Raw genomic sequence first — 17,116 nt, forward strand, 5'->3', positions numbered from 1 at the left:
GATGCCGGACCCCACCCGGGTCAGGCTGGCACGCCCTGCAACGGCATCACCGACAGTTCCCCCTCCTGCCGCGCCTTGATCGCCAAGGCTGCCGCATGCGACCCGGCCACCGTGGTAAAATAGGGGATCTTGTCATAGAGCGCGACCGAGCGGATTTCGCGGCTGTCCTCGACCGCCTGCACGCCCTCGGTGGTGTTCATGACTAATGCGATCTCGCCATCCTTGAGCATGTCGACGATATTCGGCCGACCCTCATAGACCTTGTTGACCACCTCGCAGGCGAGCCCCGCCTCGGTCAGGAAGGCCGCCGTTCCGCGTGTCGCCACAATGGTAAAGCCCAGATCGGTCAGCACCTGCGCGGCTTCCACAAGCTGCGGGGTCTTGTCGCTGTCCTTGATCGAGACGAACACGCGGCCGCCTTCGGGCAGGCTCACACCCGCGCCCATCTGCGCCTTGAGGAAGGCGCGGGAGAAGGACACATCCCAACCCATCACCTCGCCGGTGGAGCGCATCTCGGGCCCGAGGATCGTATCGACACCGGGGAAGCGTGCGAAGGGCAGCACCGCCTCCTTGACCGAGAACCACGGCATGTCGGGATCGGCCAGCGTCATCTGATCGGCCATCGGCAGGGTGCCGGGCTTGGTGTCGCGCGGATAGGGGCCGCGATAGGGGAAGGAGGCCATCGTCTCGCCTGCCATCAGCCGTGCGGCGATGGAGGCGATGGCCGAATCCGTGGCCTTGGCCACGAAGGGCACCGTGCGGCTGGCGCGGGGGTTGACCTCGATCAGGTAGATATCGTCGCCCTTGACCGCGAATTGCACGTTCATAAGCCCGACGACATTGAGCGCGCGGGCGAGCGCCTCGGTCTGTGTCTTGATCTCGGCGATGGTGGCCGGGGAGAGTGAGTAGGGCGGCAGCGAGCAGGCGCTGTCGCCCGAGTGCACGCCAGCCTCCTCGATATGCTGCATGATGCCCGCCACATGCACATTCTCGCCATCGCAGAGCGCATCGACGTCGCATTCGATGGCGCCCGACAGGTAGCTGTCGAGCAGGACGGGGCTCTTGCCCGACACCACAACCGCTTCCGCGATGTAACGCTCCAGATGGGCCATGTCGCGGACGATCTCCATCGCGCGGCCGCCCAGCACGTAGGACGGGCGGATGACCAGCGGAAAGCCGATGCTCTCGGCAATGGCGAGGGCCTGCGCGTCCGTCGAGGCGATGCCGTTCTTGGGTTGCTTGAGGCCCAGCTTGACCACCAGATCCTGAAACCGCTCGCGGTCTTCGGCCAGGTCGATGGCGTCGGGCGTGGTGCCGAGGATCGGGATGCCCTCGGCCTCCAGCCCGCGCGCCAGCTTGAGCGGCGTCTGCCCGCCGAATTGCACGATCACGCCGTGCAACGTGCCGTTCTCCTGCTCGACGCGCAGGATTTCCATCACATGCTCGAATGTCAGCGGCTCGAAATAAAGCCGGTCCGAGGTGTCGTAATCGGTGCTGACCGTCTCGGGGTTGCAGTTGATCATGATCGTCTCATAGCCCACATCGCTGAGCGCGAAACAGGCGTGACAGCAGCAGTAATCGAACTCGATCCCCTGACCGATCCGGTTCGGGCCGCCGCCGAGAATCACCACTTTCTTGCGGTCCGACGGGCGCGCCTCGCATTCCACCTCGCCCATCATGGGCATCTCATAAGTTGAATACATATAAGGCGTCTGCGCCTCGAACTCGGCGGCGCAGGTGTCGATCCGCTTGAACACCGCATGCACGCCCAGATTGACGCGGGCGCGGCGCACCTGTTCCTCGTCGCGGCCGGTCAGCGTGGCGAGCCGGGCATCGGTAAAGCCCATCATCTTGAGTGCGCGCAGACCGTCCTCGGTCACCGGCAGGCCGTCACGACGGATGCGCGCCTCGGTTTCGACGATCTCGCGGATACGGGCGAGGAACCACGGATCGAAGGCCGTGGCGGCGTTGATCTCGTCATCGCTGAGGCCATGGCGCATCGCCTGTGCGATGGTGCGCATCCGGTCGGGGGTGGCGACCGAGAGCGCGCGGGTGATCGCGGCCTTGTCCGGTGCTCCCTCGATTTCCACCTCGTCGAAGCCCGAAAGGCCCGTCTCCATCGAAGCAAGCGCCTTTTGCAGGCTCTCGTGGATCGTGCGGCCAATCGCCATCGCCTCACCCACCGATTTCATCGCGGTGGTCAGATGCGGCTTGGCGCCGGGGAATTTCTCAAACGCAAAGCGCGGGATCTTCGTCACAACATAGTCGATGGTAGGCTCGAATGAGGCCGGCGTCACCTTGGTGATGTCGTTGTCCAGCTCGTCGAGCGTATAGCCCACGGCCAGCTTGGCTGCGATCTTCGCAATCGGAAATCCCGTGGCCTTGGAGGCAAGCGCCGAGGAGCGCGACACGCGCGGGTTCATCTCGATCACCACCATGCGCCCGTCTTCGGGGTTCACCGCCCATTGCACGTTGGAGCCACCCGTCTCGACCCCGATCTCGCGCAGCACGGCAATCGAGCCGTTGCGCATGATCTGGTATTCCTTGTCGGTCAGGGTCAGCGCGGGGGCGACGGTGATGCTGTCGCCGGTATGCACGCCCATCGGATCGACATTCTCGATGGAGCAGACGATGATTGCGTTATCCGCGCGGTCGCGCACCACCTCCATCTCAAATTCTTTCCAGCCAAGCAGGCTTTCGTCGATCAGGATTTGGCTGACCGGCGAGGCGTCGAGGCCGGATTTGCAGAAATGGATATAATCGTCGCGATTATACGCCACCCCTCCGCCGGTGCCGCCCAACGTATAGGCGGGGCGGATGATCGCGGGCAGGCCGACATAGTCGATCGCCGCCATGCATTCATCCATGTTGTTGGCGATGGTGGCCTTGGGATTCTCGATACCCAGCCGGTCCATCGCCTCGCGGAAGAGCTTGCGATCCTCTGCCATTTCAATGGCTTGCCGGTTCGCGCCGATCAGTTCCACGCCGAATTTCTCCAGCACGCCCATATCGGCCACGGCGAGCGCGGTGTTGAGGCCGGTCTGCCCGCCCATCGTGGGCAGCAATGCGTCGGGGCGCTCCTTCTCGATGATCTTGGCCACCGTCTCGGGGGTGATCGGCTCGATATAGGTGGCATCGGCGAGGCCGGGATCGGTCATGATCGTCGCCGGGTTCGAGTTCACCAGGATGACGCGGTAGCCTTCCTCGCGCAGGGCCTTGCAGGCCTGTGCGCCGGAATAGTCGAATTCGCAGGCCTGTCCGATGATGATGGGCCCCGCTCCGATGATCATGATGGATGAGATATCGGTTCTTTTCGGCATATCGGTCCTCGGGCAGCTTGATGACCGCGCGGGCCCTTGGGGCGCGCGCGCAAATTGGTGGGGTTATATCCATCATCGGCCTGTGTGCAAGGGGCAAACCCGGCGCGTGTTCAGGAGGTTTCGGGCACCTCCGGCGCATCTTCCAGAATGACCCGGTCAAGCGCGCCCATGCCCGCGCCGTCGCGCTGCGGATAAAGGATCAGCCGGTCGATCACCTGCCCCTTGAGCGCGCCTGCGTCGAAGCGCGTGAACCCGGGCTGCGCGGGGTCGGCGACAAAGCGGTCGCCCGCGACCAGCAGATCGCCGAGATAGCCCTCGGCCTGCACTTCGGGCGCGCCCCGCTCGGACTGCCAGTCGAGGGAGACGAGGGTGAAGGACGCCTCGCGCAGGATCGCGATGCCGCTGCGCTGACCCATGGCGCCCTCGATCTCGGTTGGGCCATCGGTGCCGTCGCCTGACTTTTCAGCGGTCGAGATCATCGCATTGCGGGTGACGATGCGATACCCGTCCTCTTGCATTTCCTGCGGCGCGGGGCCTTCGCCCGGCCCCTCGAACCCGATCGAGGCCTGCTCTGCCCTTGCCATCCCGGCGCAGAGGCAGAGACCCAGAATGCCGCTGTGCAAAAGAAGTCTCATCAATCCGGTCCTGAAATTACCCTTGGGTCCGAGCGTCGCGCCTGCCATGCTTTGTGTCAAGCGCGGGGCTTGCGCAAAACCGGATCAAAGCGGCGCTTTTGTGGGTGTCTTTCGGTGCCGCGCGGCCTAAATACCGCAGCACCTGTGCAAGAGGATGCAACGTGCAGATTCGTTTCGATCATGGACCGACCGGGGCCGCCTGCCAGTTCGCGCAGGCCGCACAGCTGATCGTGGCGCATGAGCCGGATGAGGTGCCTGCCGCCCTTGCCGCGATGGACGAGGCGCGCGCAGCGGGGCAATGGCTTGCCGGATTTGCCAGCTATGAGTTGGGCCATGCGTTCGAGCCGCGCCTAGCCGCGACCCTGCCTTCGCGCCGCCGCCTGCCGCTCTTGCAATTCGGCGTGTTCGAGGCCCCGCTTGACGCGGCGCCTCTCATCCCTGGCCCTGCGCAACTGGGCGACATGCGCCCTGATTGGGACGAGCGCCGCTACGCGCAGGCGTTCCAGACCGTGCATGACTATATCTGCGCGGGCGATATCTATCAGGCCAACCTGACCTTTCCGATCCGGATGCAGGCGACGGGTTCGCCGCAGGCGCTTCACGCGGCGCTGACCCAGATCCAACCGGTGCGCTACGGTGCCCTGATCGAGGCCGAGGGGCTGCCAGCGATCCTGTCGCGCTCGCCGGAACTGTTCTTTCGCACCGATACGTCGGGCGGGATCGAGACCCGGCCGATGAAGGGCACGCAGCCGCGCAGTGCCGATGCGATGGAGGATGCCCGTCGCCGGTTCTTTCTTCAGTCGGATGAAAAGAACCGCGCCGAGAACCTGATGATCGTGGACCTTTTGCGCAATGATATCAGCCGGGTGAGCGTGCCCGGCTCGGTCCGCGTGCCGGAACTCTTCAGCGTCGAAAGCTACGAGACGGTGCATCAGATGACCTCGCTCATCGCCGCCGATCTGGCCCCCGGTGCCACGCTGTCGGACATCCTGCGCGCGCTGTTCCCCTGCGGGTCAATCACCGGCGCGCCGAAGCTGCGGGCGATGCAGATCCTCGCCGATCTGGAAGGGGCCGCGCGCGAGATTTATTGCGGTTCCATCGGATGGGCCGCCCCCGACGGGCGCGCGGAATTCAACGTCGCCATTCGCACCCTGCTGCTGGAGCAGCGGCAGGCCACGCTCAACGTCGGCGGCGGTGTGGTCTATGACAGCACCGCCGAGGGCGAATATGAGGAGGCCCTGTGGAAGGCGCGCTTTGCCCGCGCGCTCATGCCGGTGCCTGCCTGAGCTGTCTTCAGCGGGTTCCCTGCCCGGCAAATGCCGCACGCAGCCGCGGCCAGTACAACTCGACCAGAACGCAGCCGGTTACCAGCACGATCGCCACAACCTGCAAGCTTGTGGGCCAGGAGCCCAGGATCACGATGGCGAGCGCCGCCGCGATGATCGGCTTGAGAAAGAACAGATAAGAGGCGCGGGTGATGTCCGGGGCCGCCGACAGGCCACCGAACCAGAGCAATTGCGTGATCGTCGTGTTCCACAGCGCAAGGACGATCAGCGACCACGCCGCAAGCGGAGGCTTTTCGACGATGCTCGCCGGATTGACCCAAGTGCCCCAGGCCACGCCGACCAGAAGCCACAGTCCGATGCCGCCGATCATCATGGTCAGCGCGATGATCCGCAGACCGCCATGCCGGCCCATCACCGGCTTGATCAGCACCGCATAGAAGGATCCAAGGGCCGCACAGCCCATGGCCAGCAGAACCCCGGGCAGGGTGCCCGCCTCACCGGCCAGCGTGGTGAGCGCCCCGTCGGTCAGCAGCACGGCAATGCCCAGCACCGCCAGAAGCCCGGTTACCATCTTGACCGCGCCGGGATGCACGCCGTTGAGCACCCAGTTGGCCAGCCCGACGAAGATCGGGATGGTGGTTGTCACGGTGGCCACCTGAATCACCGTCGCGTAATCCAGCGCCCAGTGAAAGAACAGATAGGTGACCGTGACCCCCATGATCGACAGCCACAGGATGCGCAGCCCCTCCTGCCGCAAGGGCGTGATCAGATCGCGGCTGTCGCGATCCCAGAGCGCCCAGAGAATGAGGCCAAAGCCGCCCAGAAGGTAGCGCCAGACGCTGGTTTCCGGCCCGGCGACACCCGACAGCTTGGCGAAGAACTCGCTGCTTGCATGGCCTGCGACGCCGATCATCACCGCCGGATAGGCCCATTTCTCGGGAATGTTCATGGGCGGATCTCCGCTCCGAAGCGGGCCAGGCTCTCGGCCAGCCGCGCAGGGGTTTCCTGCGGCAGAAGATGGCCCGCCTCGGCCCAGTCCTCACGCCGCGCATCGGGCAGGGTCGCATAGAGCCGGTCGACTACGTCCCGGTCCAGAAACACCCGGTCCTGCAAGCCGGTGATCACCAGAACGGGCAGGGCAAGGGTGCTGTAATCGAGTTGCCAGTCGGTCTCGGCGGCATTGCGCATCAGGTTCATGTGGCCATGATCGGGCGGCAGTGGTGCATACTCGCCCTTGAGGAAATTGCCGCGCGCCTGTGCCGCGAAATCCTCGTTCACCAGCAGCGGGAACAGCGCATCGAGAAAAAGCGGCACCCCGCCATGCGCCACGATCTGCGCCATCGCCGTGTTGACCCAGTCGATCCTTGGCCCGATCTCGCGCAGGGTGTTGAGCAACACCAGCCCCTCGGCCTGCGTGCCCTTCAGCACCGCGCGCGCCGCGTAGAGCCCGCCGATGGACAGCCCGACGAGGATCGGGCGCACGGGCGCGACCTCGGTCATGAGCCGTTCCAGATCCGCGACGATCACCTGATCGGTCAGGTCGAGGGCCGGATCGAACGGCGACTCGGCCTGTCCCCGGAAATTGTAGCTCAGCGTGCCGAAGCCCTGATCGCGCAGTGCAGGCGCAACTGCGGCCTCCCAGGCGTCGGTCGATCCGGTAAGCGCATTGACGAAAACGAAGGTCGGCGCGCCATCGCGAGAGGGCCGATGATGGAGGTAATAGAGCGCGTCGGTCTCTCCAAGGGTCAGGTGCATGCGTCTCTCCATCAGGGTCGATTCCAGCGCCACGCTAGGCGGGCTCCGGGGCCGTGGCAAGGCGACACGCTCTCCGTAGGGGGGGCGGCCCGCTTTTTCCCCGCAGGTCCATCATGCTTTTTCACGAGGATTTTGCGGGTTTCATGATAAATCCCCCCAGCGGCGGAGAGGAAAATCCGGCGAAGGCAAATGCGAAAGGGACGATCATGTTGCAAGAGTTCAGGGATTTCATCGCCAAAGGCAATGTCATGGACATGGCCGTGGGCATCATCATCGGTGCGGCGTTCACAGCGATTGTCGGCTCGCTCGTGTCCGACCTGATCAATCCGATCATCAGCCTGTTTCTGGGCGGGATCGACTTTTCCGGCCTCTATGTGCTGCTTGGATCGGGTGAATACGCCTCCATCGCCGCCGCCGAGGAGGCGGGCGCGGCGGTCTTTGCCTATGGCCGCTTCATCATGGCCGTGATCAATTTCCTGATCATCGCCTGGGTGGTGTTCTTGCTGGTCAAGGCGGTGAACCGTGCCAAGGGTGCCGTCTCGGCACCCGAGGAGGTGGCTGTCGTGCCCGACCCCGGCCCCTCGGAACTGGACATCCTCATGGAAATCCGCGATTCGCTCAAGAAATGAGCCAGCCATAGGGCGCGAGCGCGCGGGCGCCGCAGCACGGCGGTTCCCATTCCCTAGGCATACGCTTTCGACGACCGGGGCGGTGGCAGAGCGGGCGGCGCGGGGTCATCACAGGCCTGTCCGCATCGCTCACTCGCCCTGCTGCACCCCAGGCTCAGACCGAATTGACGGCCTTCGCCCGTGTCGTGCACGCGCGGCGCGGCGCGAGCGCGCGCGCGCCGATGATAGGGCAGCGCCGGGGCCGGGCGTTTGCTGTGTGTGACCACCGATTTCAACCAACGTGTCTTCATGACCTGCTCCTCATTCTGATTGGCCCGTGCCGTGGGACGCATTGTTTCTCTGTCGGCAACTATGCCAACGGTTTGAGGCCAGGTTTTGACGCCGCAACTCGTATTTCAAAAAAAGCGGCGATCGATAATGGTTATGGTGCTGAGCCTTTCTCCTTTGGTGAAATGCAACGAAATTAATGTGATAGCCGGAGACTTGCGCCGCAGGGCCGCGCGTCTGCGCCACGAAGTTTGACGAAAACGGGTCAGCGCCCGCCGGGTTCTTGCCCAGATTGCCCCGGCTCAGAGCCGGATCACCGAGATCAGCCGCCCGTAATCGGCCTCATTCGCATGGGTAGCGCGGCGGTAGGAATAGAACCGCGCGGCATCCGCATAGGTGCAGTGCCGCGTCCACTCGGCCTGTCCCACGCCCGCGCGGCGCAGGCAGTGCAGCCCGAAGGCGGGCAGGTCGAACTGATAGCGCCCATTCTCGCCATTGGCGAAAAATCGGCTGTAGGCGGGGTCTTCGGCCATGAAATCCTCGAGGAACTCCGGGCCCACCTCATAGGACGCCTGACTGATCGAGGGGCCGATCACGGCGGTGATCCGGTCGCGCTCCGCGCCGAGGGTTTCCATCGCCGCCACCGTCGACTCCAGCACCCCATCGAGCGCACCGCGCCAGCCCGCATGTGCAGCCCCGATCACCCCGGCCCGCACGTCGGCGAACAGCACCGGCTGGCAATCCGCCGTCAGCACACCAAGCGCCACGCCGGGTGTCGCCGTGACCATCGCGTCGGCGCGGGGCCGTTCGGCCAGCGGCGCATCGACCGTCACCACATCTGCCGAATGCACCTGATGCACGGTCACGAGGTTGGCAGGTTCCACCGCCATCGCCTGCGCCACTCGGGCGCGGTTGATCGTCACGATCTCGGATTGATCCGACGAGCCCGGTCCGCAATTCAGCCCTGCGAATACGCCCGAGGAGGCCCCGCCGCGGCGGGTGAAGAACCCGTGGCGCAGCGGTGCGAGGCTGTCCGAGGTCAGGATTTCAAGCGTCATGGGTCAAATCCGGGCGGAGGCTGCAAGGTCGTGGGATGCAGGGCAAGCACCTTGAAGAGCCTCCCCATTTCGGCGGGGTCGGTCAAGCGTTGAAATGCCGCCAGATGGCTGTCGCGCGCGGCCCCGGTCAGGTTGCGTGCCAATGCGTCCTTGCGCGCCTCGATGCCGAGACGGAAGAGCAGTGTGCCCTGCGGGATGAGGCGGGCATGCGCGCAGGGGGCGGCCCCGGCCAGCGCCTCGAAATCCACATGCGCGGTCAGGTCGGCGTCGCCCGGCGCGGCCAGCGGATCGGTCGGGGCGTGGTCCTTGACCGCCTGAAACGTATCGCCGAGCGAGCGCCAGTCGCCATAATCGGCGATCAGTGCAGCACCGCCGCGCGCCTCGATCCGTGTGCCGATCTCCTGCGCGATGGCGCGGCCCGGAGCGCAGGTCTCGACGATGTCGCCGTCTTGCGTGTCGGCCAGCCGATGCGCCAGATCGGGCGGCGTCATCGGCCCTCCGAGACCCAGGGTCAGCGCACCGTCCCGCAGGCCCACGACCCGCTCGTGCCAGGCATTTCCCTGCCGCTGGAACTGCCTGATCGGCAGGGCGTCGAAAAACTCGTTCGCCACCAGAAAGAGCGGCAGGTCGGGCAGGTCCTTCACCTCGTCATGCCATGTCACGCGCTCATGGTTGATGCTCTGCGCCTGTTTTTCGCGCAGGGTGGGCGAGGTCTCGATCAGATGTACCTGCGCGCCTGCATGAAACCCCGGCACGCCCTTGGTGGCGCGCAGGATATCGGCCATCAGCGTGCCGCGCCCCGGCCCCAGCTCAACCAGTGCAAAGGGCGTCGGGCGCCCCTGATCGAGCCATGACTGCGCCAGGCAAAGCCCCAGCAATTCGCCGAACATCTGGCTGATTTCCGGCGCGGTGGTGAAATCGCCCGCCGCCCCCAATGGATCGCGCGTCGCGTAATAGCCCATCTCGGGATGCATCAGACAAAGCGCCATGTAATCGGCCAGCGGGATCGGCCCCGTAGCTGCAATGCGTGCGGCGATATGACGGTTGAGCGCGCTCACGCCGGGGCCGGTTTCCGTGTCCGGCGGGCCCAGAGAAACATGCCGATGCCGAAGGCGATCATCGGCAGCGACAGGATCTGCCCCATGGTCAGGCCATAGCCCCCCATATGCCAGGCCAGCCCCAGCGGATTGCCCTCGCCCACAAATTGCGCATCTGGTTGGCGCACGAATTCCACCAAGAACCGCGCCACGCCATAGCCTGCAAAGAACAGCCCGGTCAGCGTTCCGGGTAATTTCAGCGCACCCCGCCGCCAGCCCAGCCACAACAGCACCGCGCCCAGGACCAACCCTTCAAGCGCCGCCTCGTAAAGCTGCGAAGGGTGGCGGGCGCAAAGCCCCACCACGCCGGGGCAATCCTGCGCCGCGCCGCCGGGAAAGACCACGCCCCAGGGCAGGACGGTGGGGCGCCCCCAAAGCTCGGCATTGATGAAATTGGCGATTCGTCCAAGCAGCAGTCCCACCGGCGTCACCATGCAGAGCGCATCCGCAACCGACAGCCAGCGGATGCCGCGCCGGTAGGAAAACACAACCACCGCGAGCACGACCCCCATCAGCCCGCCGTGAAACGCCATGCCGCCTTGCCAGACGGCGAGAATTTCACCGGGATTGGCGAGGTAATAGGAGGGTTGGTAGAACAGCACATAGCCGATCCTGCCACCAAGGATCACACCGAGAATCACCCATGTCAGCAGATCCTCGACCGCGCGTGCGTCCATCGGCGCGGTGTCATTTGGCCAAAGCGTCGGACGCCGGACGCCGGCCACCACAATGCGCCAGCCGATGACGATGCCCACGATATAGGCCAGCGCATACCAGCGCAGCGCGAACTCCATGCCGAAAAGCGAGATCGAGACGATCTCCGGCGCGATATCTGGGAAGGGGATCATGGCGTGCATGGGTGTCTCTGTGCCTCTGGCGTGCGGGGAAAGTCAACCTTGTGATCGCCTGTCCTCGCGCCATATATGGAAATGAAATGTAACGCCGGAGGCACATGCCATGCAGACCCGCAACAAGATGCTCGACGATATCAGCCAGTTGATGACCAATGCCATGGGCGTGGCACAGGGCGCACGCGACGAAGCCGAGACCGCGATGAAGTCGATGATCGACCGCTGGCTCGCCGATCGCGATTTTGTCACCCGCGAGGAATTCGACGCGGTGCGCGCCATGGCCCAGAAGGCGCGCGAGGAAAACGAGGCGCTCAAGGCCCGGATCGAGGCGCTGGAAAACGCGGGCTCCTGAGCCTGCGTGCTCAGCCCTTGCGCGCCAGCCCCTCATGCGGGGCGGGCAGGGCGGGCTCGGACTCGGGTGCCAGTTCCTCGAAATCGAAATTATCGAGTCGCCGCGCGCGCCGCCCGGCCTTGTCGGCGGAAATCTTGATATCCGAGATGTCCTTGGCCGCCTGATGGAAATGCCGGTCGAGGTTCTCGACGCGGTTTCCCAGCCGGTCCACATCGGCAAAGAGCAGCCCCAACTCGCGCCGGATCGCGCCCGCCTGTTCGCGCATCCGCGCATCCTTGAGGATCGCGCGCATGGTGTTGAGCGTGGCCATGCAGGTGGTGGGCGACACGATCCAGACCTTGGCCGTGAACCCCTCGCGCACCAGTTCCGGAAAATTCGCGTGCAGTTCGGCATAGACCGCCTCTGACGGCAGGAACATCAGCGCGCCATCGGCGGTCTCACCGTCGAGGATGTATTTCTCGGAAATGTCCCGAATGTGCTTCTTGACCGACGTGCGCAGGAACTTGCCGGCCTCGTTCACATCCCATTGCGTCTTGGCCCGGCGCAGCGCCTCGTAGGCCTCCAGCGGGAATTTGCTGTCGATGCAGATCGGCCCCGGCGGGTTGGGCAGGTGGATGAGGCAATCGGCGCGTTTCCCGTTCGAGAGCGTCGCCTGCAAGGTGTAGCTGTCCGAGGGCAGCGCCTTGGTCACGATATCGGTGAGCTGAATCTCGCCAAATGCCCCGCGCGTCTGCTTGTTCGACAGGATATCCTGCAACGACAGCACATCGCCCGACAGCTTGGTGATATTGTCCTGCGCCTTGTCGATGGCCTGTAGGCGCTGTTGCAGATCGCCCAGGCTCTGCGCCGTGCGGCGGGCCGAGCCTTGCAGGTTCTCGGTCATCTGGTTGCCCACCTCGGCAAGCCGTTTCTCCATCAACTGCAGCATATGCGACTGGCTCGCCGCCTGCGCCTCGGAGACGTGGTTGAGCCCGCCCGCAAGCTGATGCTGCCCGTCCGACAGCCCCTGCACCCGCTGGCCGAGTTGCGTCATCTGCTGCGCCAGCGGTTCCGTCATGCGCGCCGAGCGCGTGGCGGCGCGCACGGCGGTGATCAGCAGGATCACGATCAGCAACAGCACGCCCGCGCCGATCAGCGCGATCAGCGTGAGGGGATCGTCAAGCGACAGGGAATAGGGGCCGATCTGGATCATGTGCGACCGAACAGACGTTCGATGTCAGACAGCGGCAACTCGACATAGGTAGGCCGTCCGTGATTGCACTGGCCGGAAAGCGGCGTGCGCTCCATCTCGCGCAGAAGGGCGTTCATCTCCTCGGCGCTCATCCGGCGGCCAGAGCGGACCGAGCCGTGACAGGCGACGCGGCTGAGAATAGCGTCGATGCGGGATTTGAGCGTGTCGCTGGCCCCCTGATCGTGCAACTCGTCAAGAATGTCGCGCAAGAGTGCCTTCGCGTTGACCTCGCCCAGAATGGCCGGGGTTTCGCGCACGGCGACAGAGCCCGCGCCAAACGGCTCGACCGCAAGGCCGAGGGTGGCGAGATCCTCGGCATGCTCGATCAGCAGCGCGCAATCGGCCTCGGACAGGTCCACGATTTCGGGGATGAGCAAGGCCTGCGCCGCGATGCCATTTTCGGACATCTGACGTTTCAGGCGTTCATAAACAAGGCGTTCATGGGCGGCGTGCTGATCGACGATCACCATGCCGGTCCCGGTCTGGGCGACGATGTAATTCTCGTGAATCTGCGCGCGTGCGGCGCCAAGCGGCAGGGCGGTGGCGTGCACCTCCTCCGGCTCCAGCGTGTGCCTCTCGGGCTCGACCCGGGCGCTCCACTCCTCGGCCATCTCGGCAAACCCCGGCGCCTGCGCTTGATAGGCAAGGCTACGCGCCTGCGGCGACGGGCGGTCCATCTGGTAGACGCGCGCGCCCTGCGGCTCTGGTCGGAACGCGCCCAATGTGGCCCCCGCCACGGTCGAGGACGCGCGGTGCCCCGCCTCGGCCAGCGCATGGCGCAGCCCCGAGACGATCAGCCCCCGTGCCAGCCCCGGATCGCGAAACCGCACCTCGGATTTCGCAGGATGCACGTTCACATCCACCAGCACCGGATCGCAGTCGATGAACAGCGCCGCCGCCGGGTGCCGGTCACGGCTGAGCACGTCCTGATAGGCCGCCCGCAGCGCCCCGTAGAGCATCTTGTCGCGCACCGGGCGGCCATTGACGAAGAGATACTGTGCCGCGCTCGAGCCGCGCGAATAGGTGGGCAGGGCGGCATAGCCGGTCATCCGCAGCCCCTCGCGCGCGGCGTCGATGCGCAGGGCGTTGTCGGCGAACTCCGCCCCCAGGATACGCGCCAGACGGCCGTGCAGCGCGTCAAAGAGATCCCCCGTCTCGGCATCGGCGCGGAAGGTGATCCGCCCCTCGCCCCAACCCGAGACATCGCGCAGGGTAAAGCCCACATGCGGTTTGGCCATCGCAAGGCGCTTGACCGTTTCGGCGATGGCCTGCGCCTCCGCCCGGTCACTGCGCATGAATTTCAGGCGCGCGGGCGTGGCGTAGAAAAGATCGCGCAACTCCACCACGGTCCCTGCGTTGAGAGCGGCGGGTTTGACCGCGCCCATCTGCCCGCCTGCCACGGTGATCGTTCCGGCCTCGTGCCCCTCAGTCCGCGACGTGATGCTCAGACGCCCGACCGCGCCGAGCGAGGGCAGCGCCTCGCCGCGAAAGCCGAAGGAATGGATGTTCAGCAGGTCGCTGCCGTCGATCTTGGAGGTGGCATGCCGCGCCAGCGCCAGCGGCAATTGATCGGGCGCCATGCCGCAGCCATCGTCACTCACCCGAATCAGGGTCTTGCCACCATCGGCCACCGCCACCTCGATCCGGGCCGCCCCGGCATCAAGCGCGTTTTCCACCAGTTCCTTGACCGCAGAGGCCGGACGCTCCACGACTTCGCCCGCCGCGATGCGGTTGACGGCCCCCTCATCCAACTGGCGGATCACCGGGGAGGGCTGGCTTATATTGGGGCTAGGTTTGTTCATCCCCCAATACCTAGCACGGTTCAGAGCGATTCTGCCATATTCCCAATGCCGCATTCCGGGGCTTGGGCAAAAGAAATCCGGTGCCTCGGGTTGGATGGCTACAACATTCCATTATGTGAATACAAATTATCGAAGGAGTTGATCATGTTCAGTCAGACCAGCCCATCCCGTGGCCCCGGCTCCCCAAACGTCACCGGCTTTTACGATCAGGCGTCGGGCAGCATCCAATATGTCGTCGCAGACCCGGCCACGAACAAGGCGGCGCTGATCGACGTGGTGCAGGATTTCGACCCCGCCGAGGCGAGATCCTATCACGACAGCGCGCAGAAAATTCTCGATTTCGTCACGCGCGAAGGGCTGGAGGTTGAATGGATCCTCGACACTCACCCCCACGCCGATCACCTGATGGCCTCTGCCTGGCTGTGCGACAAACTCGGCGCGCCGAATGCGATAGGGGCTAGGGTGCGCGACATTGTCGGGATCGGGGAAGACCTCTACCACGTGACCGGCGCCTTTGACCCGGATCGCGATTTCGACCGGCTCTTTGACGACGGCGCGCAGTTCAGGATCGGTGAATTGGAGGTGCGCGTGATGCTCTCTCCGGGCCATACGCTCGGCTCGATCACCTATGTGGTGGGCAGCGATGCGGCCTTCGTGCACGATACGTTCATGCATGTCGATGTCGGCACCTCGCGCGCCGACTTCCCCGGTGGCTCGTCCAGCATGCTCTATGACAGTTTGCAGGCGATCCTGGCGTTGCCGGATAAGACCCGGCTTTTCGTGGGCCATGATTACCCGCCGGTGGGCGACCGGCAAGATCCGGCATGGGAGGCGACCGTCGCCGCACACAAGCGCGACAATCCGCATGTCGGCGGAGGGACCAGCCGTGAGGCGTTCATTAAGCTGCGCGACGACCGCGACGCAACGCTTGGCCTGCCGGACCGCATCCTCTATGCCTTGCAGGTCAACCTGCGCGGTGGCCGCATGCCCGATCCCGAAAGCGACGGGCATCGCTATTTCAAGATCCCAGCCAATCGATTCTGAGCCAAGGAGACCGAGATGAAAACCGAAGAGATCAACGGCACCACATTGGAGACATGGACGATAGAGGAGGTGGCCCGGGCATGGGACGCCAACGAGATCGTGCTGATCGACGTGCGCACGCCACAGGAATACATGTTCGAGCATATCGAGGGCGCGCTGCTCTTGCCGATGGCGTTTTTCAGGCCGGAGAAACTGCCGGGTCAGAGCGACAAGCGCATTGTGATCCATTGCGGCTCCGGCGTGCGCTCCGAAAAGATGGCCCGCGCCGCCATCGCTGCCGGGAACGGGCGGATCGCGCATATGGAGGGCGGTTTCGGTGCTTGGAAAAAGGCCAGCCTGCCCTATATCGGCACCAACATGGCCACCGGCGCGCCGCAAGCGGTCAAACCATGAAAAACCCCGGGCGCGAACGCCCGGGGTTGATCTCTTCAAGCTGACGGGAAGGAGGAACGTCAGCTCTTGGAGAATTCAGGGTAAGCCTCCATGCCCATTTCGGACATGTCGAGCCCGTTGATCTCTTCCTCTTCGCCGACGCGGATGCCGACGACGGCCTTGAGGATGAACCAAAGGACAAGACTGGCGACAAAGGTAAAGACACCGTAGGCGGCGATGCCCAGAAGCTGCGTGCCCAGGCTGGCGTCGCCGTTGTAGAAGATCACGGCAATGGTGCCCCAGATGCCTGCGAAGAGGTGCACCGGAATGGCTCCGACCACATCGTCGATCTTGAGCTTGTCGAGCATCGGCACGGCAAAGACCACGATCACGCCACCGACAGCGCCGATCCAGAGCGCCCCGAAGAGCGTCGGTGCCAGCGGCTCGGCGGTGATCGAAACGAGGCCGGCCAGCGCACCGTTGAGCACCATGGTGAGGTCAGGCTTCTTGTACATCACCTGCGTGAGGATCAGCGCGGTCACGGCACCGGCCGCAGCTGCCATGTTGGTGTTGGCAAATATCCGGCTCACGTCCGAGACATCACCGACGGTGCCCATCGCAAGCTGCGAGCCGCCATTGAAGCCGAACCAGCCCAGCCACAGGATGAACGTGCCCAGTGTGGCAAGTGCGAGGTTCGAGCCCGGGATCGGGATGACCTTGCCGTCCTTGGCGTATTTGCCGATGCGCGGGCCAAGCACGATGGCTCCGGCCAGCGCGGCCCAGCCACCCACGGAGTGCACGATGGTCGAACCGGCGAAGTCGGAGAAGCCTGCCTCGGACAGCCAGCCGCCGCCCCACTGCCAGGAGCCCGAGATCGGATACATGACACCGGTCAGCACGACCACGAAGGCGAGGAATGGCCACAGCTTGATCCGCTCGGCCAGCGCACCCGACACGATCGACGCGGTCGCCGCCACGAACACCAGTTGGAAGAAGAAGTCCGAGCCCACTGAGGCATAGTCGAGCGCCGCATCGGCCGCAGCAACGCCAACGGCATCAAGCACGGTCGGGCCACCGATGGCGAAGTAGCCATTGAAGTCGCCTGGGTACATCGTGTTGAAGCCGATCAGCCAGTACATGATCGCGGCAACAGAATAGAGAGCGATGTTCTTGGTCATCTGCATGGTTACGTTCTTCGAGCGCACCAGCCCGCCTTCCAGCATGGCAAAGCCGCAGGCCATGAAGAACACCAGAAATCCCGCCATGCAGAACAGCAGCGTCGTCATGATATAGGGGCCGATCTCGTCAAACCCGGGGGCTGCGGCATCCTGCGCGATGGCCAAAGACGGCAGCGCGATCATTGCGGCTGCAGCGAGGCCTTTTTTCGTAAAGCTTTTCATATCCATTGTTCTTTCCC

At 64.6% G+C, this 17,116-nt stretch carries 15 protein-coding genes; 5 read left to right on the forward strand and 10 right to left on the reverse strand.

Going from position 1 to position 17,116, the window contains the following annotated elements:
- Positions 1-20: 20 nt before the first annotated feature.
- A complete protein-coding gene (gene carB, locus ACSSV4_RS05070) occupies positions 21-3,320 on the reverse strand; it encodes a carbamoyl-phosphate synthase large subunit (RefSeq protein ID WP_454273908.1) in 3,300 nt (1,099 codons plus the stop codon).
- Positions 3,321-3,430: 110 nt separating this feature from the next.
- On the reverse strand, positions 3,431-3,955 hold the full coding sequence (locus ACSSV4_RS05075) for a hypothetical protein (protein ID WP_454273909.1): 525 nt from the start codon (positions 3,953-3,955) through the stop codon (positions 3,431-3,433).
- Between the two features lie 161 nt (positions 3,956-4,116).
- On the opposite strand from ACSSV4_RS05075, the gene ACSSV4_RS05080 reads away from it, so the two are divergent.
- The gene (locus ACSSV4_RS05080; RefSeq protein WP_454273910.1) at positions 4,117-5,241 is read left to right on the forward strand and encodes an aminodeoxychorismate synthase component I; all 1,125 of its coding nucleotides are present in this window, start codon (positions 4,117-4,119) and stop codon (positions 5,239-5,241) included.
- A gap of 7 nt (positions 5,242-5,248) precedes the next feature.
- Here the strand turns inward: ACSSV4_RS05080 and ACSSV4_RS05085 are convergent, their stop codons facing one another.
- Entirely contained in the window at positions 5,249-6,190 is a 942-nt protein-coding gene (locus ACSSV4_RS05085; RefSeq protein WP_454273911.1) for a DMT family transporter, read from the reverse strand.
- Positions 6,187-6,996, reverse strand: a complete 810-nt coding sequence (locus ACSSV4_RS05090; RefSeq protein WP_454273912.1) for an alpha/beta fold hydrolase — start codon at positions 6,994-6,996, stop codon at positions 6,187-6,189. Before ACSSV4_RS05090 ends, ACSSV4_RS05085 begins: the two co-directional genes overlap by 4 nt.
- A gap of 206 nt (positions 6,997-7,202) precedes the next feature.
- Here ACSSV4_RS05090 and mscL point away from each other — a divergent pair, with 206 nt between their 5' ends.
- Positions 7,203-7,625: a large conductance mechanosensitive channel protein MscL gene (gene mscL / locus ACSSV4_RS05095; protein ID WP_454273913.1), complete on the forward strand. Its 423-nt coding sequence runs from the start codon at positions 7,203-7,205 to the stop codon at positions 7,623-7,625.
- A gap of 569 nt (positions 7,626-8,194) precedes the next feature.
- Here the strand turns inward: mscL and pgeF are convergent.
- Genes pgeF through lgt form a run of 3 tightly spaced genes read right to left on the reverse strand, consistent with a single transcriptional unit; the run spans position 8,195 to position 10,904 of the window.
- Entirely contained in the window at positions 8,195-8,950 is a 756-nt protein-coding gene (gene pgeF / locus ACSSV4_RS05100; RefSeq protein WP_454273914.1) for a peptidoglycan editing factor PgeF, read from the reverse strand.
- Positions 8,947-10,008 carry a class I SAM-dependent methyltransferase gene (locus tag ACSSV4_RS05105; RefSeq protein WP_454273915.1) on the reverse strand — a complete coding sequence of 354 codons (1,062 nt, stop codon included), beginning with the start codon at positions 10,006-10,008 and terminating at the stop codon, positions 8,947-8,949. Before ACSSV4_RS05105 ends, pgeF begins: the two co-directional genes overlap by 4 nt.
- A complete protein-coding gene (lgt, locus tag ACSSV4_RS05110; protein ID WP_454273916.1) occupies positions 10,005-10,904 on the reverse strand; it encodes a prolipoprotein diacylglyceryl transferase in 900 nt (299 codons plus the stop codon). Before lgt ends, ACSSV4_RS05105 begins: the two co-directional genes overlap by 4 nt.
- Positions 10,905-11,004: 100 nt before the next feature.
- Here lgt and ACSSV4_RS05115 point away from each other — a divergent pair, with 100 nt between their 5' ends.
- On the forward strand, positions 11,005-11,250 hold the full coding sequence (locus ACSSV4_RS05115; RefSeq protein WP_080454975.1) for an accessory factor UbiK family protein: 246 nt from the start codon (positions 11,005-11,007) through the stop codon (positions 11,248-11,250).
- A gap of 10 nt (positions 11,251-11,260) precedes the next feature.
- Here the strand turns inward: ACSSV4_RS05115 and ACSSV4_RS05120 are convergent, their stop codons facing one another.
- On the reverse strand, positions 11,261-12,442 hold the full coding sequence (locus ACSSV4_RS05120; RefSeq protein WP_454273917.1) for a DNA recombination protein RmuC: 1,182 nt from the start codon (positions 12,440-12,442) through the stop codon (positions 11,261-11,263).
- Positions 12,439-14,283 (reverse strand): DNA mismatch repair endonuclease MutL, encoded by a 1,845-nt coding sequence (mutL, locus tag ACSSV4_RS05125; protein ID WP_454273918.1) that lies wholly within the window; start codon positions 14,281-14,283, stop codon positions 12,439-12,441. The genes ACSSV4_RS05120 and mutL overlap by 4 nt, the downstream gene beginning before the upstream one ends.
- Positions 14,284-14,427: 144 nt before the next feature.
- On the opposite strand from mutL, the gene ACSSV4_RS05130 reads away from it, so the two are divergent.
- Positions 14,428-15,327: an MBL fold metallo-hydrolase gene (locus ACSSV4_RS05130; RefSeq protein WP_454273919.1), complete on the forward strand. Its 900-nt coding sequence runs from the start codon at positions 14,428-14,430 to the stop codon at positions 15,325-15,327.
- A gap of 15 nt (positions 15,328-15,342) precedes the next feature.
- On the forward strand, positions 15,343-15,720 hold the full coding sequence (locus ACSSV4_RS05135) for a rhodanese-like domain-containing protein (RefSeq protein WP_454273920.1): 378 nt from the start codon (positions 15,343-15,345) through the stop codon (positions 15,718-15,720).
- A gap of 59 nt (positions 15,721-15,779) precedes the next feature.
- Here ACSSV4_RS05135 and ACSSV4_RS05140 read toward each other — a convergent pair whose 3' ends face one another.
- Positions 15,780-17,105, reverse strand: coding sequence for an ammonium transporter (locus tag ACSSV4_RS05140; protein ID WP_454273921.1), 1,326 nt, complete (start codon positions 17,103-17,105; stop codon positions 15,780-15,782).
- Positions 17,106-17,116 lie beyond the last annotated feature (11 nt).

Source organism: Roseovarius sp. MBR-154 (assembly GCF_053628595.1).

Coding starts and splice junctions, on each gene's coding strand:
- mscL (WP_454273913.1), top strand. CDS start 7,203: ATGTTGCAAGAGTTCAGGGATTTCATCGCCAAAGGCAATGTCATGGAC.
- ACSSV4_RS05115 (WP_080454975.1), top strand. CDS start 11,005: ATGCAGACCCGCAACAAGATGCTCGACGATATCAGCCAGTTGATGACC.
- ACSSV4_RS05135 (WP_454273920.1), top strand. CDS start 15,343: ATGAAAACCGAAGAGATCAACGGCACCACATTGGAGACATGGACGATA.
- ACSSV4_RS05140 (WP_454273921.1), bottom strand. CDS start 17,105: ATGGATATGAAAAGCTTTACGAAAAAAGGCCTCGCTGCAGCCGCAATG.
- carB (WP_454273908.1), bottom strand. CDS start 3,320: ATGCCGAAAAGAACCGATATCTCATCCATCATGATCATCGGAGCGGGG.
- ACSSV4_RS05120 (WP_454273917.1), bottom strand. CDS start 12,442: ATGATCCAGATCGGCCCCTATTCCCTGTCGCTTGACGATCCCCTCACG.
- lgt (WP_454273916.1), bottom strand. CDS start 10,904: ATGCACGCCATGATCCCCTTCCCAGATATCGCGCCGGAGATCGTCTCG.
- pgeF (WP_454273914.1), bottom strand. CDS start 8,950: ATGACGCTTGAAATCCTGACCTCGGACAGCCTCGCACCGCTGCGCCAC.
- ACSSV4_RS05090 (WP_454273912.1), bottom strand. CDS start 6,996: ATGCACCTGACCCTTGGAGAGACCGACGCGCTCTATTACCTCCATCAT.
- mutL (WP_454273918.1), bottom strand. CDS start 14,283: ATGAACAAACCTAGCCCCAATATAAGCCAGCCCTCCCCGGTGATCCGC.
- ACSSV4_RS05075 (WP_454273909.1), bottom strand. CDS start 3,955: ATGAGACTTCTTTTGCACAGCGGCATTCTGGGTCTCTGCCTCTGCGCC.
- ACSSV4_RS05085 (WP_454273911.1), bottom strand. CDS start 6,190: ATGAACATTCCCGAGAAATGGGCCTATCCGGCGGTGATGATCGGCGTC.
- ACSSV4_RS05130 (WP_454273919.1), top strand. CDS start 14,428: ATGTTCAGTCAGACCAGCCCATCCCGTGGCCCCGGCTCCCCAAACGTC.